General features: G+C 70.4%; 24 protein-coding genes and 1 tRNA gene. 16 read left to right on the forward strand and 9 right to left on the reverse strand.

From position 1 onward, the window contains the following. Window positions 1-72 precede the first annotated feature (72 nt). Window positions 73-1,008, forward strand: coding sequence for an Ltp family lipoprotein (locus tag FS769_RS03300; RefSeq protein ID WP_144829323.1), 936 nt, complete (start codon window positions 73-75; stop codon window positions 1,006-1,008). Between the two features lie 196 nt (window positions 1,009-1,204). Further along, window positions 1,205-1,837 carry a LysE family translocator gene (locus tag FS769_RS03305; protein WP_144829325.1) on the forward strand — a complete coding sequence of 211 codons (633 nt, stop codon included), beginning with the start codon at window positions 1,205-1,207 and terminating at the stop codon, window positions 1,835-1,837. 179 nt (window positions 1,838-2,016) lie between these two features. On the opposite strand, the gene FS769_RS03310 is transcribed toward FS769_RS03305, so the two are convergent. Next, window positions 2,017-3,498, reverse strand: coding sequence for an FAD-dependent oxidoreductase (locus FS769_RS03310; protein WP_144829328.1), 1,482 nt, complete (start codon window positions 3,496-3,498; stop codon window positions 2,017-2,019). Between the two features lie 200 nt (window positions 3,499-3,698). Here FS769_RS03310 and FS769_RS03315 point away from each other — a divergent pair, with 200 nt between their 5' ends. The 4 genes from FS769_RS03315 (at window position 3,699) to FS769_RS03330 (ending at window position 8,272) form a co-directional block, all read left to right on the forward strand. Beyond that, window positions 3,699-4,367: a TetR/AcrR family transcriptional regulator gene (locus tag FS769_RS03315; protein WP_144829331.1), complete on the forward strand. Its 669-nt coding sequence runs from the start codon at window positions 3,699-3,701 to the stop codon at window positions 4,365-4,367. Between the two features lie 242 nt (window positions 4,368-4,609). After that, window positions 4,610-5,851 carry an acyl-CoA dehydrogenase family protein gene (locus FS769_RS03320; protein ID WP_144829333.1) on the forward strand — a complete coding sequence of 414 codons (1,242 nt, stop codon included), beginning with the start codon at window positions 4,610-4,612 and terminating at the stop codon, window positions 5,849-5,851. 199 nt (window positions 5,852-6,050) lie between these two features. After that, window positions 6,051-7,223 carry an AI-2E family transporter gene (locus tag FS769_RS03325; RefSeq protein ID WP_144829336.1) on the forward strand — a complete coding sequence of 391 codons (1,173 nt, stop codon included), beginning with the start codon at window positions 6,051-6,053 and terminating at the stop codon, window positions 7,221-7,223. Window positions 7,224-7,228: 5 nt separating this feature from the next. Continuing rightward, complete coding sequence (locus tag FS769_RS03330) at window positions 7,229-8,272, forward strand: ATP-dependent DNA ligase (RefSeq protein ID WP_144829339.1); 1,044 nt, start codon at window positions 7,229-7,231, stop codon at window positions 8,270-8,272. A gap of 441 nt (window positions 8,273-8,713) precedes the next feature. Here the strand turns inward: FS769_RS03330 and FS769_RS03335 are convergent, their stop codons facing one another. Continuing rightward, on the reverse strand, window positions 8,714-9,991 hold the full coding sequence (locus tag FS769_RS03335) for an MFS transporter (protein ID WP_186325404.1): 1,278 nt from the start codon (window positions 9,989-9,991) through the stop codon (window positions 8,714-8,716). Window positions 9,992-10,046: 55 nt separating this feature from the next. On the opposite strand from FS769_RS03335, the gene FS769_RS03340 reads away from it, so the two are divergent. Next, window positions 10,047-10,997, forward strand: coding sequence for a DUF5937 family protein (locus FS769_RS03340; RefSeq protein WP_144829345.1), 951 nt, complete (start codon window positions 10,047-10,049; stop codon window positions 10,995-10,997). On the opposite strand, the gene ligD is transcribed toward FS769_RS03340, so the two are convergent. Further along, complete coding sequence (gene ligD, locus FS769_RS03345; RefSeq protein WP_144829348.1) at window positions 10,994-12,019, reverse strand: non-homologous end-joining DNA ligase; 1,026 nt, start codon at window positions 12,017-12,019, stop codon at window positions 10,994-10,996. The two genes, FS769_RS03340 and ligD, sit on opposite strands and share 4 nt — an antisense overlap. A gap of 372 nt (window positions 12,020-12,391) precedes the next feature. On the opposite strand from ligD, the gene FS769_RS03350 reads away from it, so the two are divergent. Next, complete coding sequence (locus FS769_RS03350) at window positions 12,392-13,018, forward strand: DUF1684 domain-containing protein (protein ID WP_144829350.1); 627 nt, start codon at window positions 12,392-12,394, stop codon at window positions 13,016-13,018. Window positions 13,019-13,235: 217 nt separating this feature from the next. Here FS769_RS03350 and FS769_RS03355 read toward each other — a convergent pair whose 3' ends face one another. The 3 genes from FS769_RS03355 to FS769_RS03365 all read right to left on the reverse strand — a co-directional run bounded on the left by FS769_RS03355 (window position 13,236) and on the right by FS769_RS03365 (window position 18,061). Continuing rightward, the gene (locus FS769_RS03355) at window positions 13,236-14,345 is read right to left on the reverse strand and encodes an SseB family protein (RefSeq protein ID WP_144829353.1); all 1,110 of its coding nucleotides are present in this window, start codon (window positions 14,343-14,345) and stop codon (window positions 13,236-13,238) included. 536 nt (window positions 14,346-14,881) lie between these two features. Then, a complete protein-coding gene (locus tag FS769_RS03360) occupies window positions 14,882-17,317 on the reverse strand; it encodes an ATP-dependent helicase (protein WP_144829356.1) in 2,436 nt (811 codons plus the stop codon). 267 nt (window positions 17,318-17,584) lie between these two features. Continuing rightward, the gene (locus FS769_RS03365; protein ID WP_144829359.1) at window positions 17,585-18,061 is read right to left on the reverse strand and encodes a general stress protein; all 477 of its coding nucleotides are present in this window, start codon (window positions 18,059-18,061) and stop codon (window positions 17,585-17,587) included. A 138-nt stretch (window positions 18,062-18,199) separates the two neighbouring features. On the opposite strand from FS769_RS03365, the gene FS769_RS03370 reads away from it, so the two are divergent. After that, window positions 18,200-18,610 carry a YccF domain-containing protein gene (locus tag FS769_RS03370; RefSeq protein ID WP_144829362.1) on the forward strand — a complete coding sequence of 137 codons (411 nt, stop codon included), beginning with the start codon at window positions 18,200-18,202 and terminating at the stop codon, window positions 18,608-18,610. 3 nt (window positions 18,611-18,613) lie between these two features. Here FS769_RS03370 and FS769_RS03375 read toward each other — a convergent pair whose 3' ends face one another. Together FS769_RS03375 and FS769_RS03380 are read right to left on the reverse strand one after the other, a co-directional pair. Further along, complete coding sequence (locus FS769_RS03375; protein WP_144829365.1) at window positions 18,614-19,555, reverse strand: hypothetical protein; 942 nt, start codon at window positions 19,553-19,555, stop codon at window positions 18,614-18,616. 220 nt (window positions 19,556-19,775) lie between these two features. Further along, on the reverse strand, window positions 19,776-20,144 hold the full coding sequence (locus FS769_RS03380) for a VOC family protein (protein ID WP_144829368.1): 369 nt from the start codon (window positions 20,142-20,144) through the stop codon (window positions 19,776-19,778). Between the two features lie 55 nt (window positions 20,145-20,199). Between FS769_RS03380 and FS769_RS03385 the strand changes: the two genes are divergently transcribed. The 7 genes from FS769_RS03385 (at window position 20,200) to FS769_RS03410 (ending at window position 24,227) form a co-directional block, all read left to right on the forward strand. Beyond that, window positions 20,200-20,637, forward strand: coding sequence for a MarR family winged helix-turn-helix transcriptional regulator (locus FS769_RS03385; protein WP_144829371.1), 438 nt, complete (start codon window positions 20,200-20,202; stop codon window positions 20,635-20,637). Between the two features lie 32 nt (window positions 20,638-20,669). Next, a complete protein-coding gene (locus FS769_RS03390; protein WP_144829373.1) occupies window positions 20,670-21,593 on the forward strand; it encodes a DMT family transporter in 924 nt (307 codons plus the stop codon). Further along, a complete protein-coding gene (locus tag FS769_RS03395; protein ID WP_144829376.1) occupies window positions 21,574-22,314 on the forward strand; it encodes a GntR family transcriptional regulator in 741 nt (246 codons plus the stop codon). The genes FS769_RS03390 and FS769_RS03395 overlap by 20 nt, the downstream gene beginning before the upstream one ends. A gap of 68 nt (window positions 22,315-22,382) precedes the next feature. Further along, a tRNA-Met gene (locus FS769_RS16745) sits at window positions 22,383-22,458 on the forward strand. A gap of 69 nt (window positions 22,459-22,527) precedes the next feature. Then, complete coding sequence (locus FS769_RS03400) at window positions 22,528-23,427, forward strand: HNH endonuclease (RefSeq protein ID WP_144829379.1); 900 nt, start codon at window positions 22,528-22,530, stop codon at window positions 23,425-23,427. A 76-nt stretch (window positions 23,428-23,503) separates the two neighbouring features. After that, window positions 23,504-23,728, forward strand: coding sequence for an RNA-binding S4 domain-containing protein (locus tag FS769_RS03405; RefSeq protein ID WP_144829382.1), 225 nt, complete (start codon window positions 23,504-23,506; stop codon window positions 23,726-23,728). Between the two features lie 109 nt (window positions 23,729-23,837). Continuing rightward, window positions 23,838-24,227, forward strand: coding sequence for a nuclear transport factor 2 family protein (locus FS769_RS03410; protein WP_144829385.1), 390 nt, complete (start codon window positions 23,838-23,840; stop codon window positions 24,225-24,227). 146 nt (window positions 24,228-24,373) lie between these two features. On the opposite strand, the gene FS769_RS03415 is transcribed toward FS769_RS03410, so the two are convergent. Further along, window positions 24,374-24,670, reverse strand: coding sequence for a hypothetical protein (locus FS769_RS03415; RefSeq protein ID WP_144829389.1), 297 nt, complete (start codon window positions 24,668-24,670; stop codon window positions 24,374-24,376). Window positions 24,671-24,684 lie beyond the last annotated feature (14 nt).

A 24,684-nucleotide genomic window follows, 5' to 3' on the forward strand; every position in this document is an offset into this window, starting at 1 on the left:
CACCCTTCGACGGGTGGCAGGGCCGAGCGCGAAGGCGCTCGCCTTCACCACCGAGAGATCCGAAGGAACCACATGACCGACAACACTCCGGCTTACCCCGCCGGCTGGTACGCCGACGTGAACGCGCCGGGCACCGAGCGCTACTACGACGGCCAGGCGTGGACGAATCAGTCCCGCCCGGCGCCGACGACCGTTCCCGTCGCAGCCGACGGAACGCCCGCCAAAGCACCCTGGTACAAGCGGAAAGCCATCATCATCCCCGTCGGCATCGTGGCCGGGATCATCGTGATCGGCGGGATCGGCGGCGCGATCTCGGGTGGCAAGGGAGCCACCACCGCGGCCGCCGACAAGGCGCCCGCTGCCGCCGCCGCACCCGTCGCCGAAGAGGCTGCTGAAGAAGAAGTCGCCGTGCCCGAGACCACGGGTCTCACCGCGAAAGAAGCAGCAGCGCTGCTCGAGAACGCGGGCCTCGAGGTCGATTTCTCCGCCACGAAGGGCGTCGTTCTCGATCGCGACAACTGGACGGTCCTGAGCAGCACGCCCGCCTCGGGATCGACGGTCAAAGCAGGCGACACGATCGTCGTCAACGTCGAGAAGACGGTCACCGAGGCCGCTCCGGCCCCTGCGGAGTCCGCACCCGCGGCACCCGCGCCTGCACCCGCGCCCGCCCAGCCCGAGAAGCCCGCGATGTCGACCGCGCAGTCCAGCGCCCTGCGGTCCGCCGAGTCCTACCTGTCCTTCAAGGGCTTCTCTCGTGCCGGCCTGACGGAGCAGCTCACCAGCGAGTACGGCGAGGGTTTCGCTGCCGAGGACGCCGAGTTCGCAATCGCCTATCTGGAGTCGACCGGAGCGGTCGACTGGAACCAGGAGGCCGCGGAAGCCGCTCAGTCGTACCTCGACTTCAAGGGCTTCTCGCACGACGGGCTCTTCGATCAGCTGACGAGCGAGTACGGCGAGCAGTTCACCGCCGATCAGGCCAACTTCGGTCTCGCCGCCGTCGGTCTGTGAGTCGTGAGGGGTGGGCGCTGCGGCGTCCTCCCCGTCCCGACCTCCCTCCAGGCTGTCGCTGTGCACAACTCCGGAAAGACGGGCGGAGACCCGGCCTGGACCGCCTCTTCGACACCTTGGCATCCGGTATTTCCGGAGTACGGAACGCCCCACCTTGCGATACCGCCCCGAAACGCGACGGCAGTACAGTTCACGCGTGCCTCCGATCGAGAACCTCGTGGCCTTCGTCGCCGCGTCGGTCGTCATCATCGTCATCCCCGGCCCGAGCGTGCTCTTCGTGATCGGACGCTCGATCGCGCTCGGCCGTCGCGCGGGCGTGCTGAGCGTCGTCGGCAATGCCCTCGGAACTGTTCCCGCGGTGCTCGCCGTGGCGTTCGGGGTCGGGGCGATCGTCGCCTCATCGATCGTCGCGTTCACCGTGTTGAAGATCGTCGGCGCGGTCTACCTGGTGTGGCTCGGGATCCAGGCCATTCGCCACCGCCATGCCCACGTCACGGGCGCGACCGGCGGCCCCACCTCATCGTGGACACTGCTGCGCCAGGGCTTCATCGTCGGCCTGACGAACCCCAAGACCATCGCCTTCTTCGTCGCCGTGCTGCCGCAGTTCGTCGATCCCCACGCGGGTGCCGTCTGGCTGCAGTTGTTGCTGCTCGGACTGACCTTCCAGGTGCTCGCGCTCGCGTGCGAAAGCACCTGGGCCCTCGCCGCGGGCACGGCACGCAACTGGTTCGCCCGTTCGCCGAAGCGCATCTCGACCCTCTCGGGCACCGGCGGCGTCATGATGATCGGCCTCGGCGGCGCGCTCGCGCTCACCGGTGCGAAGAGCTGACGCGGGTCGTCTCACCGGGCGCTGGTCGCGTGACCGGGGTCGTCTCGCCGAACGCGGGGCGTCGCATCGGGCGCGATTCTCGCGAGACTGCAACTCGCTGACAACTCCGCGTCACCCTGCAACGCAGTTGTCAGCGAGATGCAGTCTCGGCGCCGAGGGCGGCCCACTCCGTCGCAGCGTCAGCGCCCCCGCACACCCAGATCGGTGGATGCCGCACCCTCAATCCGCGTGCCGTCGGGGGCGTAGCGCGAGCCGTCGACGGGGCTGTCCCACGAGCGTTCCGCGTCGTTCCAGGTCAGCGGGGCGGGGGCGACGATCGCGCGCGTCTGCCCGTCGACCGTCGAGACCGCGGCCGTTCGCAGGCCCTGGCGCGACACGACTCCCGCGCCCTCGGCCGGTCGCTTGACCGGCGCGGGGGTGGCGTCGGCGAATGCTTCCGCCACGACCGACGCACGTCTCCCGGCTTCGCCGATCCCCCGGCCGAGGTCGGCGGGAACGGTCATGCGCGTGCCCATCGTGCGCATCCAGCGCGGGCGGTCGCGCCACGACACCTCGCGGATCTCGTCGCTCAACCGCATCGCCGCCGCCGGGGCGTTCGTCAGGCCCCACCCCGCGTATCCGGTGGCGAAGCGCAGGCGACCGAGGCCCCGCGGCATCCCGCCGACGAAGGGAACGAGGTTGTGCGACTGGTAGTCCTGCCCCGACCAGCGCGCGAGCTCCGCCCCGACCGGCAGCGTCCGCCGCGCCCACGCGGCGAGGGCTTCGGCGAGCGCGACTTCCGACGAGGCGGACCCCACCGGATGCCGTGCCCCGGTCACGATGAGAGCGGCACGTCCGAACGACGAAGGCGCGGCGACGACACTGCGTCCCTCGGCGCCGACCTCGCTCCACATGCCGCCCGGGGTCTCGGCATCCGCATCCATCTCGAACGCGATCGCCCATGACCGCAGGGCTCGCGTCTTGAGGTCGTAGAGCCCGCGCCGCGTGATGGGCGTGCCGGTCGCCAGCACCACGGTGTCGCCGAAGAGGGTGCCGTGGTCGGTGTCGACGCGGCCCTCGGGCAGCACGCTGACATCGCTCACGCGCACGCCCGTGTGCAGGGTCGCTCCGGCGTCGACGGCAGCGCGGGCGAGGGTGTGCGCGAGCCGCACCGGGTCGAGCGCGAGCTGATCGTCGAGCGCGATGGCCCGCACCGGAGTGCGTCCGCCGAAATCGCTCGGGGCGTCCTCTCGGATCGCGAGGCCCGCCTCCCGCGCGGCGTCGCGCACCGCGTCGAGGGCGACGTCTGTCGCGAGGCCTCGACCGAAGGTGAACGAGGCGCGCCGGTCGGCATCCGCCCCCGCCTTCTCAGCGAGCCACTGCTGCCCCGCCTGGTTCGCCTCGACGTAGGCCCGCACGAGGGTGGCGGGGTGATGCGCGCGCAGAGTTGCGAGCGTCGACCCCTGCAGCACGGATGCCATGCCCACCGACGCCCCGGTCGAACCCCGACCCACGTCGCCCGCGTCGACCACCGCAACGTCGACTCCCGCCTCGGCGAGCATGACGGCGGTCGACAGGCCCGTGATCCCGGCCCCGACGATGACGACATCGTGCCGCCCACCGTCCTTCAGAGGTGCCGTCTCGACGGACGCGGAATCGGTGTGCCACAGGGAGGACGTCATCGTTCCATCCCACTCCGGATGCCGGCGCCACAGCATCCGCTTGCCTCGACGGCCGCGATCGTCTACCCGTCCTCCCCACCCGGCGGATTCCCGCGTGAGGGGTCGATCGGTGTCGCCTCGGAGCGTTCTCGGCGACACATCTCGACCCCTCACGCACCGCGGCGCGGGCCGCGCACCCACCCCGCGGATAGGCTCGACGCGTGACCGACAACGCCGCCCCCACGAGTCGAACGGCCGTGGTGGCCGCGGCCATCGACCTCTTCGTCGAGCACGGGTACGACCAGACCTCGGTCGAGCAGATCGCGCAGGCCGCGGGAGTGTCGCGTTCCACGTTCTTCCGGCAGTTCGGCGGCAAAGAAGACGTTGTATTCGCCGACCACGAGGTGCTCATCGCCGAGACCCGCGCCTACCTCGCCCAGCCGCACGATGACCCCTGGGCCGCGGTGTGCGAGGCCTCGGTGCGGGTGTTCCGTCACTTCGCGGCCGACCCCGAGGTCGCGCGGCGGAGATACGCGATCGTGCGGCAGGTTCCGGGGCTGCGCGACCGCGAGATCATCACGGTCTTCCGCTACGAGCGCCTGTTCGACGAGTACCTGCGCGAGGCGCTCCCCGGCCTCGACCCGCTCGACGCCGTCGGGTTCTCGGCCCTCGTGACCGCCGTGCACAACCACGTGCTGCGCCGTCTCATGCGCGGCGCCCGGGTGCCGGCATCCGTTCTGCGTCGCGCTCTCGACGACGTGCTGCGCCGCTACGGCGTGCACCCCGACGGCGACGATTCCGCCAGCGACGACCTCATCGTCGCCGCGTTCCCCCGCCGCATGCCCTCCGCAGAGGTCACGCGGCGCCTGCGCGCGACGCTCGGCGACTGAGGCGCGGAGCCGGCGCTCGGCACTCGGCCCTCGGCGCTCGGCGCTCGGCCCTTTGGGGTCGCGAGACTGCATCTCGCTGACAACTGCGCTGCAGCCTGACGCCGAGTTGTCAGCCGGATGCAGTCTCGCGCTCTCGAGGCACGCTCGGCGACCCGGCGACCCGGAATGCTCCACCCGAGCGTTCGCCCCGAGCGCCAGGGCATGCGCGGCACTGAGTACCAACATGCGCGATACTGGGACCCATGACCATCGACGCCGATGCCCGCACGCTCCCCGGAGAGCGCGTCGCCCACTACGACCTGCTCGGTCGCCGCGACACCGACTACTACGCGGTGTTCGCCGACATCCCCGACGCCGACCGCGCCGTGTGGGACACCGCGAAGGCCTTCGCCGACGAGGTCGGCACGCGCATGCAGAGTGAATGGGATGCCGCGAGCTACCCGATCGACCTGGTGAAGCGCATGGGCGAGCTCGAGCTGTTCACCGACGGCATCGAGCACGACGAGCTGCCCTACACCTCGCCCCTGGCGGCGGGTCTGGTCAACATGGAGATCTCGCGCCACGACGGCTCCCTCGCCACCGCCCTCGCCGTGCAGGGCGGGCTCGCGCTGCGGACGCTGGCGTTCTACGGCTCGCCGGAGCAGCAGCAGCGCTGGCTGAAGCCGCTCGCCGACGGAACCGTGCTCGGCGCTTTCGCGCTGACCGAGCCCGACCATGGCTCCGACTCCGTCTCGCTCGAGACGACGGCGACGCGCACGGCCGACGGCTGGTCGCTCAGCGGCACGAAGAAGTGGATCGGCAACGGCGCCTCCGGCGGCATCACCTTCGTGTGGGCGCGTGTCGAGAACGAGGGCGGCGACGACCACGGCAACGTGCGGTGCTTCCTCGTCGAGCAGGACACCCCCGGCTACGTCGGCACCGTGATCACCGGAAAGGTGTCGCTCCGCGGCATCCACCAGGCTCATATCGCGATGGACGACGTGCGTCTGTCCGCGGATGCCGTGCTGCCCGGCACCCGCACGTTCAAGGACGCATCGGTCGTGCTCTTCGCCACGCGCTCGGGCGTCGCGTGGTCGGCGCTCGGCCACGCGACCGCCTGCTACGAGATCGCGCGGACGTATGCCACCGAGCGCATGCAGTTCGGAAAGCCCCTCGCGAAGTTCCAAATGGTGCAGGAACGCCTCGCCCAGATGCTCGACGAACTCACCGCGATGCAGCTCTACTGCCGCCGTCTCGCCGACCTCGAGTCCTCGGGCGGCCTGCGCCCCACCCAGGCATCGCTGGCGAAGTACCACAACACCCGCGCCGCGCGTCGGGTCGCCGCGATCGCCCGCGACCTGCTCGGCGGCAACGGCATCTTGCTCGAGAACGGCGTCATGCAGCACATGGCCGACATCGAGGCGATCCACACCTACGAGGGCACCGAGAGCGTCCAGGCGCTCCTGCTCGGCCGCGACATCACGGGCATGAGCGCGTTCGTCTGATCCCGGATGCCGTAACCCCGGCGCCCCGATCGCCTCGGCCAGGGCGCCGGTCACCGCACCCCGCGGATCGGTCGACGTCGGCCCGCGCTGCGCCGCGTCCCGCGGAACGGTGCGGGCCTCGGCATCCGTCGTCCTATCCGGCACCCGGGGACGGCGCAACCTCCGCACCCATGTCGGAGGCCCCCGCTACCTTGTGAGCATGGGCCTGTTCTCTCGTCATCCCGCGCCTCGCGACGCCGTCAACTCCGTCGCGCAGGCCGTCCAGACTCCGCCGAAGAGCCTGTGGGCCGACGGGTTCGGCCGTCTGGCGGTGCGGGCCGTGCAGATCATCGTCGTGGTGATCCTCGTCGCGGGGCTCATCTGGGGCATCCAGCAGGTGACGCTCGTGGTCATCCCCCTCGTGCTGGCCCTCATCTTCGCGTCCGCCTTCGGCCCCGTCACCATGTGGATGCGCCGCAAGGGCGTGCCCTCGGTCATCGCGACGCTGCTCACGCTGCTGGCCGTCGTCGTGGTGCTCGCCGCGCTCGGATGGCTGGTCGCCAACGCCGTCATCAACCAGTGGGACTACCTCAGCTCGCAGGCCGTGCAGGGCTTCGAGCAGGCGCAGGACTGGTACCACACGCTGCCCTTCGCGATCTCCCAAGACCAGGTCAACCAGGCGATTCAGGGCATCCAGGGCTTCGTCACGAGCTCGTCCTTCGGCACCGGTGCGCTCGCGGGTGTGAGTGCGATCGCGTCGTTCGTGACGGGCTTCGTGCTGATGGTCGTCATCCTCTTCTTCTTCCTCAAAGACGGCCCGCGCATGTGGGAGTTCGTCCTTCGTCCGTTCCACGGCAGCGACTACGAGCGGGCGCGCCGCATCGGTGACAAGACCGTGACGGTCCTCGGTTCGTACGTGCGCGGCACGGCATCCGTCGCCGCCGTCGACGCGATCGGCATCGGCATCGGCCTCGCGATCCTGCAGGTGCCGCTCGCCCTGCCGCTGGCTGTGCTCGTCTTCCTGCTCGCGTTCATCCCGATCGTGGGTGCGGTCACCGCCGGCATCCTCGCCGCACTGGTCGCGCTCGTCACCAACGGCCCGATCGTGGCGCTGATCGTCGTCGGAATCGTCGTGCTCGTGAACCAGCTCGAGGGCAACTTCCTCCAGCCGGTGCTCATGGGGCGCTCGATGAAGCTGCACTCGTTCGTCGTGCTCGTCGTGCTGGCCGGCGGTACCGCGATCGGTGGCATCCTCGGCACCCTGCTGGCCGTGCCGCTGACCGCCGTGGTCTGGGGCATCATCACCGTCTGGAACGGCCCCGACAAGCCGGCCGAGTGGGCGCGCCGCAAGAAGCGCAAGAACCCCGTGCCGCTGGCGGGCGACGAGAGCTGACGGCCATGCCGTACGACATCCCCGCACCGATGCTGGCGAAGTCGGTGCCCGAGGTTCCGGAGCACGCCAAGGTCGAGGGCGGCTTCAGCTACGAACCCAAGTGGGACGGCTTCCGCGCCCTGATCTCGTGGGACGGCACCGACGTCGAGATCGGCAGCCGCGGCGCCAAGCCGCTGACGCGGTACTTCCCCGAGCTCGTGGCGGCGTTCGCCGAACTGCTGCCCGAGCCGTGTCTCATCGACGGCGAGGTGGTCGTCGCTCGCGATGCCGAGGGCGGCCAGCGTCTCGACTGGGAGGCGTTGTCGCAGCGCATCCACCCCGCGGCCTCGCGTGTGAACATGCTCGCCGAAGAGACCCCGGCCATGTTCATTGCGTTCGATCTGCTCGCCCGGGGCGACCGCGACCTGCAGTCCGAGCCGTTCGCGGAGCGGCGCGCCCAGCTCGAAGACCTGCTCGGCGCCGTGCCGCACCCCGTGCACGTCACGCGCACGACCGACGACCCCGACCTCGCGCGCCGCTGGCTGGCCGAGTTCGAGGGCGCGGGCCTCGACGGTGTGATCGCGAAGCCCCTCGCCCAGCCCTACGCGCCGAACAAGCGCACGATGTTCAAGATCAAGCACGCCCGCACCGCCGATGTGGTCGCCCTCGGCTACCGCATCCACAAGTCGGGCGAGGGAGTGGGCTCGCTACTCGTCGGCCTCTACGACGACGAGGGCCGGCTGCACGGCGTCGGCGGCGTCTCGGCGTGGACCGACAAGCGCCGCAAGGAGCTGATCGACGAGCTCGCTCCCCTGGTGGAGCGCGACGCCGACGGCGGGGCCGTGGTTGGCGAGACCGACCGCTCGCGCTTCTCGGCGTCGAAAGACGTGTCGTTCGTGCGGCTGCGTCCCGAGCTCGTGCTCGAGGTGCGTTACGACCAGCTCGAGGGCATGCGCTTCCGCCACACCGTCCAGTTCGACCGCTGGCGCCCCGACCGCGACGCCCGCTCCTGCACCTTCTCGCAGCTCGAGACCGTCAACTCGTACGACCTGGGCGACGTGCTCGACTGAGACCGGCCGGCTCGTCGAGCTGGCGGCGCGCCCGGGGGCGTGGCATCTGCCGCCGCTCTCTGAAGTGGTGCGGCCGCGCGCCCGGGGCGTGGCATCCGCCCCCGCTCTCCCGTGTGACGCGGCCGCGCGCGTCACGAGAACAGGAGATGCCACGAGAACAGGCTGAAACCGGCGCAATCGTCCTGTTCTCGACGCAGTTGCCTGTTCTGGTGACACCGGCGGCGGGCAGCCCCCGCCCCCCGCCCGACGCGGCCGCGCACCGCACGTCACGAGAACAGGGGATGCCACGAGAACAAGCGGAAACCGACGCAATCGTCCTGTTTTCGACGCACTGTCCTGTTCTGGTGACGCCGCGCGGCGCCCGCGTCAGCCGGGTGACGCCGAGTGGCGCCCGCGTCAGCCTGGTGACGCCGAGCAGCGCCCCGCGTCAGCCACGTCGGCTCATCGGATCGCCGCGGCATCCGCCTCCCGCCCCGCCCGCCGAGCGATCACGACCACTCCCGCCGACGCCCCGGCGAACATCGCGGCGAGGATCGCCCACCCGCCCGTGCCGAGGTCGATCGCGGTGAGCGTCACGACCGCGGGCGCGATCATCGCCCCGACCGCATACCCGGTGCCGTAAACGCCCTGGTAGCTGCCCATGCGCTCCTGCGGGGCGAGGTCGAAGCTCAGGCTCCAGCCCGCGGCGCTCGACATGATCTCGGCGAGCGAGTGCATGACGGCGGCCGCCAAGAGCACCACGATCACCAGCGTCGCGGGACCCCACCCGTCTCCCCCGACCCACCCGGCGCCCGCCCACAGCGCGCACGCCGCGACCATGAGCCATCCGGCTCGCGTCATCGCGCGCCCCGCGCCGGCGAACGTTCCGGTGCCGCGGCTCATCCGCACCTGCAGCAGCACGACGACGACCGTGTTGACCAGCAGGAGCGGACTCACGACCACGTCGGCGGCGATCGTGTGCGAGACGACCCACAGCGGCACGCCGATCTCGAACACCCCGAACTGGATGCCGAAGACCCCCATCAGAGCGGTCAGCCACAGGAACCGCGGGTCGCGGTAGGGGCTTCGGCCCGCTGGAGCGGGGGCATCCGACGAGGGCTCCGCGACCGCCACGTCGACGCGCGCCGGATCCAGGCCGGCCACGAGCACGGCGGACGCGAGGAAGAGCGAGCCGGCGAGGGTCATCGTCAGGTGGAAGGCGAACGGCGTGCCGAGCGCGAGGGGAATGGCGGCGACCGTCGTGCCGACGCCGATGCCGACGTTCGTGACGGTTCGCATCGTGGCGCGGATGCGCACGCGATCCTCGCCGCGGAACGCCCGTCCGACGACGGAAGAGCGCACGCTGCCGCCACCCTGCTGGGCGAGCAGCACCAGCGAGGCGACGACCACGAGCGTGGGCAGATCGCGCACGAACAGATAGCCGATGAGGGCGGCCCCCTGCACGACGTGCAGCACGACGAGCATCGTCCGCGCGCTGAAGCGGTCGGACAGGTGCCCGAACACGAGCGAACTCGCGACACCGACCGCGCCGGCGATCGTGAGGCCGATCCCGACAGTGACCGGCTCGAGCCCCACGATGAGCGTGAGGTAGAGCGTGGTGAGAGTGAAGAACGCGCCGCGGCCGAGGGTGTCCACCAGGGTGATCGTGAGCAGACGGCGGAGCGTCCGGTCCGTCTGCACGAGGGTTTTCAGGGGGACGGTGGGGATCGTGCTGGTCACGTGTCCATTGATCCAGGCGCGGCGGGGTCGTTCAATCGATGTAGCGTGGGGCTTCATGATCCGATACGAATTGGATGCCGCCGACATCTCGGCGATTCGCTTCGGCATCTCGCCGTTGTCGGAGCTCGGGCTCGGTCTGCGCGCTTTCTCGCAGCCCGAGGGCTTCCCTCTGCAGCGTCCGTGGCTCGAGCGGATCGCGTCGGTGCGCCCGCTACTCGATCTCGAGGTGCTGCTCGCGCTCGTCAACGACCGCAAGTGGACCGCCGACTTCGTGAACCCTCGGCCGGCTTCTCCGCTGACCTCGCTCGACGACGAACTGACCGCGCTCGGACGCATCACGCGCGCCCACTTCACGACCGACCTCGAGCGCGTGCACGGGGAGGTGCCCGCGGTGTTCCGTGGCCGGCACGACGTCGTCATCGCCCGCCTGCAACGCGCCCTCGCCACCGCGTGGGACCTGTGTTTCGCCCCGCACTGGGCGCGCATGAGCACGGTGCTGCGCGCCGACATCGCCTACCGCGGCCGCATCGCCGCCCAGGCCGGGATGGGCACCGTGCTCAACGGCCTCTCGGATGCCGCCCGCTACGACGGCCGCCACCTCGACGTGCGGCTGTGGAACCCCGAGATCCGCCGTCGCCCGGTGCGCGGCGACGGGCTCACTCTCGTCCCGTCGATCTTCACGGTCCGCGTCTCGACCCCCATCGACGACGACCTGCCACCCACCGTCATGTACCCCGCGCGCGGCCAGGGAGCGATGTGGTCGACGAGCGGACAGCCCGCACCCGATGCCGTGTCCGACCTGCTCGGCCGCACCCGCGCGACGTTGCTCGCGGCGCTCGGCGAACCGGCATCGTCTACCGACCTGGCCCTGCAGCTCGGGGTGTCGACTTCCGCGATCAACCAGCATCTGCGCGTGATGGAACGCGCCGGACTCCTCAACCGCGCGAGATACGGCCGCGCGGTGCTGTACTACCGCAGCGCCGCGGGCGACGCACTGACTCCCTAGGCGCCAGGCGTCTTCGCCCGCGAAGGCTGCACGCGCGGCGGCTCCCCGGGCATCTTCGGGAACTCGGGCGGGAACGGCAGCTCGCCCAGACCGCTGTCGAGGTCGCGCTGCCACCACTCCAGCAGGGTGTCGACGCGTCCGGGCTTGTCGGCGAACCCCTTCCACGGATTACCGACGGATGCCAGTCGCTCGGGGATCGAGCGCACGGTGAACGCGAGCGGGTCGAGGTCGTCGAGCTCGTCCCAGGCCACCGGCGTCGACACGGTCGCGGTCGGCAGCGCCCGCGGCGAATACGCCCCCGCCATGGTGCGATCCCGGTTCGCCTGGTTGAAGTCGACGAAGATCCGCTCGCCGCGCTCTTCCTTCCACCAGTTGGTGGTCACGGCATCCGGCATCCGGCGCTCGAGCTCACGTGCCGCGGCGATGACCGCGTGCCGCACGTCGAGGAACTCGTGCGTCGGCTCGATCGGGCAGAACACGTGCAGGCCGCGGTTGCCGCTCGTCTTGATCCACGGCTCGAGGCCCGCCTCGCGTAGCACCGCGCGTAGCTCGTGCGCGGCAGTGACCGCCTCGGCGATGCCCGTGCCCGGCTGCGGGTCGAGGTCGATGCGCAACTCGATCGGGTGGTCGGGGTCGGTCGCGAGCGAGGCCCACGGATGGAACACGATCGTGTTCATCTGCGCTGCCCACACCGCCGATGCGATCTCGCCGAGGAAGAGCTGCGGATGCCGGCGCCCGCTGTTGTACGTCACGGTCACGGCCTCGACGAAGTCGGGCGCGCCCTTCGGCGGGTTCTTCGAGAAGAAGGCTTCGCCCCCGACGCCCTCGGGGAAGCGCTCGAGCGACACCGGCCGGTGCCCGTTCGCCGCGATGAAGGGATCGGCGACGGCGATCAGGTACTCGGCGAGCTCGCGCTTGGTGATCCCAACCTCGGGCCACAGCACGCGGTCGGGGTTCGAGATGCCGACCTCGCGCTCGCCCTCGGGTCCCGGAACGGTCAACGTGATGCGGGGGGATGCCATGACCCGACGCTAGTGCGCGGGCCGGGGCCGTGTCTGCCCCGTTGCGGGCGAGCGGGCGGGGCGGCGCTTTTGCGGGGTAGCGCTCCCGTGGGGCGCCGCCGTTCCGGGGCACGCTTCGTGGCCCCGGGGCGACAGAAGTGGCCCCGGGGCCACGTAGGCACAGCACCTGTACGCCCCGTGGCACCCTCGCTCGAGCCGGGCACCGCATTTGGCCCCTGGGCCACACCGCATCCGGCGCGGATCGGGGCGCCGTCCACAGCCCCGGGGCGACAGAAGTGGCCCCGGGGCCACCTTCGCGCCGTACCCCGACGCTCGGCGACACGCGTGTCCAGCCCGGGCCACGGCATCCGGCACCGTCCTACGCTCGAGGGCATGACCACCGCTGCAGGCCGCACCGCCCTGGACATCGTCGACTGGCGCCGCCGCGTTTTCGCACTGTACGACGCGGTGCGCGAAGCCGACGACCCCGAAGACGCGCACGAGCTCTGGCGCATCGAGCGCGATGCGCTGTTCGCCGATCATCCCGCCACTCCCCTGCTTCCGGAGCAGCGGGACGGATTCGTCGGCCTGCCCCTCGCCCCCTACGACGCCGCGTGGCGGTTCGAGGTGCCGCTGCTCGACGCCGACGAGGCGTCGTTCGTCGCGACGACGGGCACCGATGGCGAGGTCGGCTTCGAGCGCATCGGGCGGGTGGAGCTCCCCGACACCGGCTCTCTCGATGTGTGGCGTCTCACCTCGTACGGCGGCGGCCTGTTCGTTCCGGTGCGCGATGCGTCGGCCGGACGCCCGGGCGGAACCTATGGCGGCGGACGCTACCTGCTCGACACGATCAAGGGGGCCGACCTGGGCACGGGTTCCGCGCCGGACACGCTCGTGATCGACTTCAACTTCGCGTACAACCCGTCGTGCGCGTACGACCCGATGTGGGCCTGTCCGCTCGCGCCCGCGGGCAACGTGCTTCCGGTCACCGTGCCGGTGGGCGAGCTCTACGGCGTCTGAGCGGTCACAACTCCGGAGAAACGGCCCCACTCGGGCCGGAACACCGCGGCGGCGGCGGCACCACGCGGCGGATCTCCGGAGTTGCACACGGGGCACCCGACCAGCTCCCGCCGCGCGCACCCACGGGCGACGTAGCGGCCGCACGGTCGCGGACCGACGGCTCGGCGAGGCGAGCGCCGTGAGGCGACGGCTGCGCCGGCCCCACGGCATCCGGAATCTACGAAGCGGGCGCCTCGTCGACCTCGGCCAGGGCGATGAGCGGCGCGAGCTCGTCGCGGGTCATGCGGATCCACGGGCCGGCGGCGTCGATCAGGATGCCGGTGAGCCCGCCGTCGGTGGCCAGCGCCTTCGACAGCTGAGCACGCTTTATGGGCAGCGGCTGGTCGCCGCGACCGAGGGCCAGCAGCTCGAGCGGGTGCGTGAATACCTCGAGGAAGCGCTCGCCCGCAGCCGACCGCGACTCGGCGACACCGATCGGGCCGTCTTCGCCCGCGCGGTTGACAGCGATCCACAGGGGCGCGTCGGCGATGATCGCGTCGACGATGGCGCCGGGCGTCTCGTCGCCGCGGGTCTCGCAGAGCAGAGTCTTGATGCGCAGTTCGGGATCGGCCTCGGTGACCATGCGCTCGAGCAGGGCCGAGGGGAGCACGGCACGGTGCTCCTCCGACGCGGGGTCGAGGATGATGCCCGCGTAGGGTCCGGCGAGCACGTGCCGCAGGAGCGCCATGATCGGCTGACCCATCGCCGAGGTGTCGCGATCGCCGTCGGCGTCGACGCTCGCACGCAACGCGAGTCCGCCCGTGTACGCGAGCACGAGCTGCTCGTCGCCGCGGTTCGCCACGGCCAGCGGCAGGTCTTTGCCCTCGGCGACGAGCGCACGCGCGTCGCCCTTCACCCGCAGGAACACGTGCCCCTGCAGCAGCTGACGAGCGACGTTGAGCAGCTGGTTGGGCTCGGGCTGACCGTTGATCTCGGCGAGGGCGTTGCCCAGCAGCACGTTGTCGCGCAGACCCGGAACCGTTTCGGGGGCCTCCGGGGCCTCCATCGCACCGGGCTGACGCGCCGAGGGGCGGTCGGCCACCGGCGGGGCGTTGGTCAGCTGCGGCGCTGCCTCGGGGGCGGCGCCGACACCGCGGAACGACGACATCGAGATGCCGACGGTCGGGGTCGCCTGGGCGGGGGCAGCGTCCGCGGCATCCGTTGCGGGAGCGGCGTCGCTCGGACCGGCAGGATCGACGGGCTGTTCGCCCGGCTCGATCGTGGAGTCGGGGCGGGCGGCCGATGCGTCGTCGGAGTCGGACTTCTTGCGGCGCGAGAAGAGAGCCATTGTTTCAGCCTAGCCGGGGCGTTCCCCCGCGCGGTCCGCGGGGCGCGCGCCGGGTGGTCGAGGCCGCGGGCGCGGCGCGGGGTCGGCGGGGTTCGGGTGTGGATGGGGATGTGGATTTGGCGCGGGGTCGGCGGGGTTGGGTGTGGGTTTGGGGCGGGGTCGGCGGGGTGCGGGTGCGGGTTTGGGGCGGGATCCGCAGCTTGGGGCGAGAATTTCCCGCCCCGAACGCAAGAACGCGCCCCAAACCCGGACGCCCGCGGCCCGGCGCGGTCCGACCGTCACCTCAATCGCCCGGCGGCGCGCTCCAGCGCACGTTTGGGGCACGATCCGCAGCTCGGGGCGGATATTTCACGCCCCAAACGGAAGAATGCGCCCCAAACGGGGAGCCCCGAGCCGACGCAGCGCCGCGACCGCCTCGAGAGTGCGATCGCAAGTGTTCGGGGCAGATTCCGCAGTTCGGGGCGGATATTTCACGCCCCGAACGCCAGAATCCGCCCCAAACGCCGGAATCCGACCCAAACGGGGAAGCCCGGCCGTCAGAGCTTGGCGATCGGCGCGATCTTGATGAGCAGCTTCTTCGGCCCGACCGAGTCGAACCGCACGTGCGCGACGCGCTTCGCGCCTTCGCCGGTCACGGCATCGACGCGGCCCTCGCCGAAGTCGTCGTGGCGGATGCGGTCGCCGGAGGCGAGCTCCATGTCGCCGTTGTCGCGCACCTTGGCCGGGATGCGGTTGGGGAACTTGCTCGGATCCGCCGGCGCGCGCTTCGGCAGCGGCACGAGGTCGTCGCCGTAACGGTTGCCCCCGGCCCCGGGCTGGCCGGGACGCCGACCGCGGGCGTTGAGCGCGCGCGACTGCGAACCGCCGCGACCGTTCACGTCACCGGGCGATTGCCTCCAGTCGATGAGGTCGGCGGGGATCTCCTGCAGGAATCGACTGGGCATCGCGACCGTCACCTCACCGAACTGCGCGCGCGTCATCGCGAGCGAGACGTGCAGGCGCTTGCGGGCGCGGGTGATGCCGACGTAGAACAACCGTCGCTCCTCCTGCGGACCGCCCGGCTCGTTCGCCGAGATGCGGTGCGGCAGCAGGTCTTCTTCGACACCGGTGAGGAACACCGCGTCGTACTCGAGGCCCTTCGCGGTGTGCAGCGTCATGAGCGACACGGATCCCGACGCGTCGTCGAGGTCGTCGGCGTCTGCCACGAGGGTGACCTCGGTCAAGAAGTCGATGATCGTGCCCTCGGGGTTGTTGCGCGCGAACTCGCGGGTCACGGCGACGAGTTCGTCGAGGTTCTCGAGGCGCGCTTCGTCTTGCGGGTCTTTGCTGGCGCGCAGGGCGTCGAAGTAGCCGCTCTTGTTCAGCAGCAGCGTGAGGCCTTCGGTGACCGAGGTGGAGGGGGCGAGCTCTCCGGATGCCGGGAGCATGACCGCCGTGGCCTCGCTCAGCACCGCGTCGAGTTGGTCGATGGCCTTCTGCAGCTTCGGGCCGACCCCGATCTGGGCCGAGTTCGCAAGGGCGTCGCGGAAGGTGATGCCGTGCTCGGCGGCGTAGCGGGCGATCGCCGTCTCGGTGACGTCGCCGATGCCACGGCGCGGACGGTTGAGGATGCGGCGCAGTGCCATCGAGTCCGCGGGGTTCGAGACGGCGATGAGGTACGCGAGCGCGTCTTTGATCTCGGCGCGCTCGTAGAACTTGGTGCCGCCCATGATCTTGTAGGGCACCGCGGAGCGGATGAAGATCTCTTCCAGCGCACGGGACTGCGAGTTGGTGCGGTAGAACACCGCGACGCCGGAGTAGGGAAGCCCCTTCTTGTGCAGCGCCTCGATCTCGTCGGCGACGAACTGCGCCTCGTCGTGCTGCGAGTAACCGGTGAAGCCGATGATGGGGTCGCCCGCGCCGACGTCGGTCCACAGCTTCTTGTCTTTGCGGTCGAAGTTGTTCGCGATGACGGCGTTGGCGGCCGAGAGGATGTTCTGCGTCGACCGGTAGTTCTGCTCGAGGAGCACGACCTTGGCACCCGGGTAGTCGCGCTCGAACTCGCTGATGTTGCGGATGTCGGCGCCGCGGAACGCGTAGATCGACTGGTCGGAGTCACCGACGACGGTGAGCGAGGCGGCGTCTTCGCCCGCGGGCTCGGCGTCGAAGATCATCATGCCGCCCGACGAGAACGGCTCGGCATCCGACCCCGGTGCCCGGGTGAGCTCGTGGATGAGCGCGTACTGCGCGTGGTTTGTGTCTTGGTATTCGTCGACCAGGATGTGCCGGAACCGCTTCCGATAGCGATCGGCGACCTGCGGGAACGCGCGGAAGAGGTAGACCGTCTGCGCGATGAGGTCGTCGAAGTCGAACGCGTTGGCCCGCTGCAGCTCGCGCTGGTACGAGCCGAAGATCTCGACGAACACGCGCTCGGCGGGGTCGCTCATGTTCGCGGATCGCGCGTACGACTCGGCATCCGCCAGCTCGTTCTTCAGCTTCGAGATGCGGCTCTGCGTGCCGGCCGGGGTGAGGCCGAACGAGTCGCCCTCGTGCTCTTTGACGAGACGCTTGATGAGGGCGCGCGAGTCGCCCGAGTCGTAGATCGTGAACGACTTGGTGAAGCCGAACTGCTCGGCCTCGCGCCGCAGAATGCGCACGCACGCCGAGTGGAACGTCGAGATCCACATGCCGTCGGCTTTCTGCCCGATGAGCTGGTGAACGCGCTCGCGCATCTCGCCGGCGGCCTTGTTGGTGAAGGTGATCGCGAGGATCTGACTCGGATACGCCTCGCGCGTGCGCAGCAGCGACGCGATGCGGCGCGTGAGCACACTCGTCTTGCCCGAACCCGCGCCCGCGACGATCAGCAGCGCCTGCCCGCGATAGGTGACGGCCTCGCGCTGGGGGCCGTTCAGGCCCTCGAGCAGGTCGGCGTCGGGGCGGGCCGACGACGGCGCGGGGCCGTCGAAGATGAGTGGCGTGGAGGCATCGGTCATGGCGGATCAAGTCTAGGCGGGGCCTCCGACATCGGCCCCCGGTGGGCTCCCTCTCGCGCTTCGGTGCGCGCGGGGTGGCCCCGGGGCCACGTTCAACGCCCCGGGGCCACGCCCGACGCCCCACATCCGCGCGGCAGGCCACGTTCAACGCCCCGGGGCCACGCCCGACGCCCCACAACCGCGCGGCCGGTCACCCGCAACGCCCCGCGTCCACGCCCAGCGCCGCACAACCCCGCGGCACCCACCGCCGCGTCAACGGGCCTGCGCTCAGACCCGCTCTTCGCCCGCCGCCCCCGCCGACAGCAGCGACTGCGCGCGGGCCAGGTGCTCGGCATCCACCGTCACATCCCATCGCTCGGCCTCGAAGCCCTGCACCGACGAGAAGTCGCGGCGACCGCCGGTCATCGCGTGGCCGACGAAGCCGAAGACCGCGCCCCACACCGCTCCGAGCACGAGGCCCAACAGCAGCAGGCCGAGGAATCCGGTCGGGGTCAGCAGCCCCACGAGCACGCCGATCATCAGGCCGAACCACGCGCCCGACGCCGCGCCCAGCAGAGCCGCGCGCCCGCGGGTGAGGCGGCCGGTGATCTGCTCGACGATGCGCACGTCGTGCCCGACGATCGCGGTGTGCTCGACCGGGAATCCGGCATCCGACAGCCGGTCCACGGCGGCCTGCGCGCCGGTGTAGTCGCTGAAGCTCGACAGGACGCGACGCTCGGGGGTGGCGCGGGTGATATCGGACATGGGGGTTCCTTCCCTCGGTGACCTCACGTTAACGCCGCCGACCGAGCACGATGGGCGCTTGCGCGGCGCGCGAGCAGCGATTAGTCACCGGGAGTCAAACCCCGGATGCCACCCCGCTGCGCCCGCGAGAATGGAGGCATGCGCTTGATCCTCAACGTCCTCTGGCTCGTACTCTCGGGTTTCTGGCTCTTCCTCGGCTATCTCGCCGCGGGGATCGTGCTGTGCGTGCTGATCGTGACGATCCCGTGGGGCATCGCGTCGTTCCGCATCGGCCTGTACTCGCTGTGGCCCTTCGGGCGCGAGATCGTCGCCAAGCCCCGCGCGGGCGTCGCGTCGTTCCTCGGCAACGTCGTGTGGGTGATCCTGGCCGGGTGGTGGCTCGCCCTCGGCCACATCTTCACCGGCCTGCTGTTGTGCGTGACGATCATCGGCATCCCGCTCGGCATCGCGAACTTCAAGCTCGTGCCCGTCTCGCTCATGCCCCTGGGCAAAGAGGTGCGCGAGATCCGCCGCGGCGGGCCGTTCGATGCGACCCTTGGGCGCCGCTGACGCTCAGCTTCGACGGCTGCGGTCGTAGACGCGCTGCGGCAGGGCGAGCACGACGCCCACCACGGTGATGACGGCGCCGATGACGGCGGTGACCGTGACGACCTCGATCGGCAGAGCGCCTTCTCGCACGGCTGTCATGCGCGCCAGGTCCCACGGCAGCACGCCGATCTGCTCGTTCCACGAACGCAGCGCGTCGCCGACGCCGAGCAGAGCGATGGTGGTCGCGGGCAGCGCGTAGCCCACGCCCACTCCGGCGAGCGCGACACCCGCGGCGCGGCGCCGGCCGAGCTGGGCCGACAGCGACCAGCCCGCGGCGACGAACACCCAGGCCACCAGGGCGAAGGCGATCGCGAGATAGGCGATGCGCACGACCGGCGACGACCACAGCGCCGGCCAGATCCCCTCGGGCCCCGACAGGGCGATCGCGATCAGAGCGAAGACGCAGCGCAGCACGAGGGCACCACCGACGGCCGCGATGATGGGCCACGGAGAACGGCGGCCGAGCAGCAGTCGCACCACGGCGGCGAAGAGCAGCCAGCCGCCGATCGCGACGAGCACGCTCCACAGGCCGTCGCGCGGCGCCTGCACGACGCGGGTGGCCACGAGCAGACCGCCGGGCACGATGATCATCAGCCAGCGATCGAGCGGCAGCACGCCGAGGCTCGATTCGCGGGCCCGCCACGGACGGGTCGAGGCGATCCACGAGGCGCGGGCCGCGGCGGCCCCGGGGCGGCGAACCAGACGCGTGCGGGCGGCGACCATGCCGATCACGAGCCATGCCGCACCGAGGGCGAAGAAGAAGCGAGCGAGCCACTCCGTCGTGGAGTCGACCTCGGCGGGCTGCCGGGCGAACGGATCGACGATCGCGGCAAGGATCACGCCGAGCAGAAGCAGGACTCCGGCGTAGGTCAGGGCCATCATGCCTCGCCCCGCCGTCGTCGCCATGCACCTACGTTACCCGCCGGTGGCACCGCTCCCGGACGCGGGCCGCGGGAGGCCCCACCCCTCGCCGTCGTGCGGGCGCCATCGTCGACACGCCGATTCCGCGGCATCCGGAAACGGCGTGTCGACCCCTGATCCGCACGACGGTCGCGACCCCGGCGACCCGGACGAATGAGAGAAGAAAGACCCCGGATGCCGCCGCCCACCCGACCCGATCGCGACCTCAGCCGCGGTCGTGAAGGGTGACGTGGTACCCGTCGGGGTCGGCGAAGGTGAACGTGCGGCCGAAGGGGCCGTCGATCGGGTCCATCACGATGCGGTGGCCGTCGGCGGCGAGCTCGTCGTGGATCTCCTGCACGCCGGTGGCGTGAAGCCAGACCGCGACGCCGATTCCCGGCTGGGCGACGTCGGTCAGATCGGTGGCGGGGGCGAGGTCGCGCAAGGCGAAGGCGATGGGCGTCGTGTCGAAGACGACAGCGTGAGGCGGGCCCGCGGGCGAGCGCCGCAGGCCGAGGTACTTCTCGTAGAAGGCGTGCGACGCGGCGAGGTCGCGCACCTGGAGGGAAAGGAAGTCGGGTCCGGTGACGGGCATGAGGTTCTCCTTGCGTGTCAGTTATCTGACATTGACTGTATGTCAGAATACTGACATGACGCAAGAGGCGATCGACCTGAACACCTCCCTGGGCTACCTCCTCAAGGAGGCGGCGAGCGCGCTGCGCGTGGCGATGGAAGACGTGCTGCGCCCCCTCGGAATGACGGTCACGCACTACTCGTGCCTCGAATTGCTCAAGCAGCGACCCGGCTTGTCGAACTCCGACCTCGCCCGCGGCGCCTTCGTCACCCGCCAGTCGATGAACGTGCTGCTGCAGACCCTCGAGCGCGAGGGCATCGTCGAGCGCCCGGATGCCGCGCCGGTCGGCAAGGTGCTCCCCACGCGCCTCACGGCGAAGGGTCGCGCCGCCCTCGAGGAGGCGAGCGCCGCCGTCCGCAGCGTGGAGAAGCGGATGCTGAGCGGCATGACGGATGCCGAGCAGAAGGCGGCCCTGGTGGCCCTGCGCTCGATGGTGACCTCGCTACGGAACTGACGCCGCATCGCGGATTGTGTAACAATCCATCCATGCTTCCCGCTCTCGCGATCCTCGCCGCGGCGCTGTGCTTCTCGACCACCGGCACCGCGCAGGCTCTCGCGGGGGTGGACGCCTCCCCCGTGGCGGTCGGAGCCGCGCGCATCGTCGTGGGCGGCGGCATCCTGGGACTGCTCGCCCTGGCCCGGCGGCGCTCGACACCTGCGCGCGCGGCGTCGGGCGGCGTCGTGGCTTCCCGCGGTTCGCTCGCGGGCCTCATCGCCCTCGGCGCGGTCGGGGTGCTCGCGTATCAACCGCTCTTCTTCCTCGGCACGCGCGACAACGGCGTCGCGATCGGCACGGTCGTCGCGCTCGGTTCGGCGCCCATCGCGACCGGGATCGCGGATGCCGTGCGCCTCCGCCGCGCTCCCTCGAGCCGCTGGATGCTCGCCACCGCCATCGCCCTGGCCGGGGTGATCCTCGTGTCGGGCGTCACCGGCGGAGCGGTCGCGCTGACCCCCGGCGGCCTGCTCGCGTCGGCCGGCGCGGGAATGTCGTACGCCCTCTATACGGTGTGCGGCAAGGCGCTGATCGAGAGGGGGTGGGATTCCACGCGCGTCATGGGTACCGTCTTCGGTGTGGCCGCCATCGCGAGCGCTCCCGTGCTGCTGCTCGCCGGAAGCGCGTGGCTGCTGACCCCGAACGGCCTCGCGCTCGCGGTGTGGCTGGGCGTCGTGACGACGACGATCGCGTACCTGCTGTTCGGACGGGGCCTCGCCCGCCTGAGCGCCGTGACGGTGTCGACGCTCACTCTGGCCGAACCGTTGGCCGCGACGCTGCTCGGACTCTTCGTGCTGCACGAGCAGCTGACCCCCGTGAGCGCGGTCGGCCTGACCCTCATCGCGGTGGGTCTCGCCGTGGTGTCGACTCCCTCGCGTCGGCGTGAGGGGGTTCCGGATGCCGCGTCCCCAGCCTGACGCCCACGACGCCGCGGCCGCACGGTCGAGCGCGGCCGAACGCTCCCCCGCCGACCGGGGAACACGGCCCCCGAGGAGAACGGGCACCCCGGGCCCTCGCGCGGCTGACCTGCTCGCCGACACCATCCGTGCGGCGATCCTCGCGGGTGACCTTGCGCCCGGCACGCCCCTGCGCGAAGAAGAGCTGAGCGCGACGCACCGCGTCTCACGCCATACCGCCCGCACCGCGCTCGCGACACTCACCGGCGAGCGCCTCGCGGTGGCCGAGCCCTACCGCGGAGTGCGCGTCTCGCTGCTCGACGACGACGCCCTCATCGCTCTGCAGCAGCTGCGGTGCGCCCTCGAAACCGAGGCGTTGCGGATCGTCCGCGACCGCGGCATCCGCCCGCCTGACGTCGACGCGGCTCTCGACGAGCTTGCGAGGGCGGAGGCCGCGGACGACTGGCCCGCCACGCTCGCCGCCCACGCGCGCGTGCATCTCGCGCTGGTCGACGCCGCGAGCAGTCCTCGCATCGTGGAGGAGTACCGCCGCCTCGACTCCGAGATGCACCTGCTGCTGACCCATGTGCGGCCGGCCTACGCCCCGGGCGCGCTGACCACCGAGCACCGGGCCTACGTCGCCGACGCCCTGCGCGACCCCGAACGTGCGGTGCGCGCGCACCTCGACCACTCGACGCGGGCAATCATCGACGGACGCAGCGCGCGTTCGCCCCGCATGTGACGACACATCCCGTCACGCTTCGCAACGCCCATTCGAGCGGTTCATGGCCCGCGTTAGCGTGGTCGCATCGCGGCGATCCGGGCGGTCCCGGGCCTCGGCTCATAACCGAAGGCGTGGCGGGTTCGACTCCCGCCGTCGCGTCCACTTATAGTCACGACCGCCTGCATTCGCGGCCCAAAATGCGGCCATCTGTTCGGCTACGGTGAGATTTCGATGTACACGCTCTCACCCGCATCCTTTTCGCGTCTGTCGCAGGTCACGCCCGCGGCGTCCGCCACCTCGACGACCGTCGTCATTGTCGTATTCGTCGTCCTGGCCGTGGCCGCCGCCGTGGTCGGGGTTGTCTTAGTCATCCGCGCACGGCGTCGTCGGATTGTCGTGGATACCAGCTCGGCTCTTTCAGAGCTCACGACACTCAACAACCGCTACGCGGAGGCAGTGACCCCGTTGTCCGTCATTCGTCTCGACTTCGGCTTCCGTGCTCCCACAAAAGCCAAGTTCGATCAGTTCGATCTCGACGGCTTCGGGCGGTCTAACGTTCTCGAGCAGGAGACTGCGCTCGAGAAGGCGATCGCGGTACGCAGGACTGTTCTCCGCACGTACTCGATGTATTCGAATGACGTCGTCACGCTTGGCGGGCAGCACATCGGTCACAGTTCCGACGACCGCTTGCGGAGCGACACCTACCTGAAAATCGAGAAGAGTCTGTTCAACAAGTGGATTTTGGCCCGTCCGACACCGCTCGCGAAGGTCGAGATCTCGGCGACGTACACGAGCCCTCAGGGCCGCAACAGCTACGCACGCTCTACGGTATGGGACTTCGACGAACTCGCTCGCAACCTGTCGGCCGCGCAAGCCATTCGGGCCGAGCGAAGCACTGTTTCATATCTCCGTAGCAAAGAACGCAGCCTGCTCACCTCTCGTCTGCGCGCGGACATTCTCCGCCGTGATGGATATCGCTGCCGAATGTGCGGAAGAGCCGCCGACCACGGCATCACGTTGCACGTCGACCACATCATCCCGGTCAGTCGAAACGGCCGCTCGATCCCCGAGAATCTGCAGACCCTTTGCCAGGACTGCAATCTCGGGAAGAGCAATCGCTTCGTCGGTTGAGTTCATCTCGATATCTTCAGAGCACTCGGGCAATCACGAGAAGCCCGCGCGGGCCGGAGCCTGCCAGACTGAAAGCATGACCTCCCCCGCCCCCGAAGACGTGCCCGTCGGCAGCGAGGGCATCCGCCTCGGCCAGTTCATGAAGTTCGCCAGCATCCTCGACTCCGGCGGAGACGTCAAAGAGGCCATCATCGACGGCTACGTCGAGGTCAACGGCGAGGTCGACCGTCGCCGAGGCCGCCAGCTGCAGGTGGGCGACGTCGTGACCTTCGAGGGCCGCTCCTTCCGCGTTCAGGCCTGATCCGGCCCGACATTGGCGCGATGAGCCACCCCTCGTCACCTGAAGCGGCCCGCCCTGCTGCGCTGCAAAGCGCTTGCGCACTGTCATCCGCTCCGGAAGCGTGACCCACATGGACAATCGCGAGAATGCCGTCGCCGCTGAAAGTTGGATCGCTCGTTACGTCCGCGCGTGGTCGACGAACGACCCGGACGACATCCGCTCCCTTTTCACGGAGGAGGCCGAGTACCGCGACGGGCCGTCGACCCCTCCGTGGGTGGGTCGCGACGCGATCGTCGACGCGTGGCTCGCTCAGAAGGACGAACCGGGAACGTGGTCGTTCACGCACGAGCTCGTCGCGGTCGACGGCGACGTCGCCGTGATCCGCGGGTGGACGGACTACCCCAACGCCACTGCGAAAGCGAGACACTACGACAACATGATGGTCATCCGGCTCGCCGAAGACGGCCGTGCCGCGCTCTTCACCGACTGGTGGGTGGCGTCGACACCATCCGATTCGTGAACGGGTCCGTTCTGCACCGCCATGTCGATGTAGTGACCCCCTCCTTCCGCGTTCAGGCCTGACCCGGCCCACACGAAAGGCCCGCCACCCCGACGGGGAAGCGGGCCTCGAACACCCCGCGCTCGTGACACGGGATGCCGCACGACTCAGTGCTCGTCGTAGTGGTCGGCGTGCAGCGCGTGACGGTGGCCGTCGTGCACGTAGTCGGCGTGGTCGTCGTGCACGACCTTCTCGTGACCGCAGTCGTCGCCGTGACGGTGCTCGTCGACGGAGTGCTCGGCGTGCGACTCGTGCTCGTCGTAGTGGTCGCCGTGCAGCGCGTGTCGATGCGTTCCGTGCACGTAGTCGAGGTGGTCGCCGTGCTCGATCTTCTCGTGGCCGCAGTCGTCGCCGTGTGCGTGCTCGTCGATCGTGTGCTCCGCGTGGGTCTCGGGCGTGCTCATTCTTCACTCCTGTG

The organism is Microbacterium sp. BH-3-3-3, assembly GCF_007679045.1.
Lineage (GTDB): Bacteria > Actinomycetota > Actinomycetes > Actinomycetales > Microbacteriaceae > Microbacterium > Microbacterium algihabitans.

What these genes read in the sequence shown, in the direction of transcription:
- FS769_RS03300 (WP_144829323.1), top strand. Translation starts at nt 73, where the DNA reads ATGACCGACAACACTCCGGCTTACCCCGCCGGCTGGTACGCCGACGTG.
- FS769_RS03310 (WP_144829328.1), bottom strand. Translation starts at nt 3,498, where the DNA reads ATGACGTCCTCCCTGTGGCACACCGATTCCGCGTCCGTCGAGACGGCA.
- FS769_RS03320 (WP_144829333.1), top strand. Translation starts at nt 4,610, where the DNA reads ATGACCATCGACGCCGATGCCCGCACGCTCCCCGGAGAGCGCGTCGCC.
- FS769_RS03325 (WP_144829336.1), top strand. Translation starts at nt 6,051, where the DNA reads ATGGGCCTGTTCTCTCGTCATCCCGCGCCTCGCGACGCCGTCAACTCC.
- FS769_RS03330 (WP_144829339.1), top strand. Translation starts at nt 7,229, where the DNA reads ATGCCGTACGACATCCCCGCACCGATGCTGGCGAAGTCGGTGCCCGAG.
- FS769_RS03340 (WP_144829345.1), top strand. Translation starts at nt 10,047, where the DNA reads ATGATCCGATACGAATTGGATGCCGCCGACATCTCGGCGATTCGCTTC.
- ligD (WP_144829348.1), bottom strand. Translation starts at nt 12,019, where the DNA reads ATGGCATCCCCCCGCATCACGTTGACCGTTCCGGGACCCGAGGGCGAG.
- FS769_RS03350 (WP_144829350.1), top strand. Translation starts at nt 12,392, where the DNA reads ATGACCACCGCTGCAGGCCGCACCGCCCTGGACATCGTCGACTGGCGC.
- FS769_RS03355 (WP_144829353.1), bottom strand. Translation starts at nt 14,345, where the DNA reads ATGGCTCTCTTCTCGCGCCGCAAGAAGTCCGACTCCGACGACGCATCG.
- FS769_RS03360 (WP_144829356.1), bottom strand. Translation starts at nt 17,317, where the DNA reads ATGACCGATGCCTCCACGCCACTCATCTTCGACGGCCCCGCGCCGTCG.
- FS769_RS03365 (WP_144829359.1), bottom strand. Translation starts at nt 18,061, where the DNA reads ATGTCCGATATCACCCGCGCCACCCCCGAGCGTCGCGTCCTGTCGAGC.
- FS769_RS03370 (WP_144829362.1), top strand. Translation starts at nt 18,200, where the DNA reads ATGCGCTTGATCCTCAACGTCCTCTGGCTCGTACTCTCGGGTTTCTGG.
- FS769_RS03375 (WP_144829365.1), bottom strand. Translation starts at nt 19,555, where the DNA reads ATGGCGACGACGGCGGGGCGAGGCATGATGGCCCTGACCTACGCCGGA.
- FS769_RS03380 (WP_144829368.1), bottom strand. Translation starts at nt 20,144, where the DNA reads ATGCCCGTCACCGGACCCGACTTCCTTTCCCTCCAGGTGCGCGACCTC.
- FS769_RS03385 (WP_144829371.1), top strand. Translation starts at nt 20,200, where the DNA reads ATGACGCAAGAGGCGATCGACCTGAACACCTCCCTGGGCTACCTCCTC.
- FS769_RS03390 (WP_144829373.1), top strand. Translation starts at nt 20,670, where the DNA reads ATGCTTCCCGCTCTCGCGATCCTCGCCGCGGCGCTGTGCTTCTCGACC.
- FS769_RS03395 (WP_144829376.1), top strand. Translation starts at nt 21,574, where the DNA reads ATGCCGCGTCCCCAGCCTGACGCCCACGACGCCGCGGCCGCACGGTCG.
- FS769_RS03400 (WP_144829379.1), top strand. Translation starts at nt 22,528, where the DNA reads ATGTACACGCTCTCACCCGCATCCTTTTCGCGTCTGTCGCAGGTCACG.
- FS769_RS03405 (WP_144829382.1), top strand. Translation starts at nt 23,504, where the DNA reads ATGACCTCCCCCGCCCCCGAAGACGTGCCCGTCGGCAGCGAGGGCATC.
- FS769_RS03410 (WP_144829385.1), top strand. Translation starts at nt 23,838, where the DNA reads ATGGACAATCGCGAGAATGCCGTCGCCGCTGAAAGTTGGATCGCTCGT.
- FS769_RS03415 (WP_144829389.1), bottom strand. Translation starts at nt 24,670, where the DNA reads ATGAGCACGCCCGAGACCCACGCGGAGCACACGATCGACGAGCACGCA.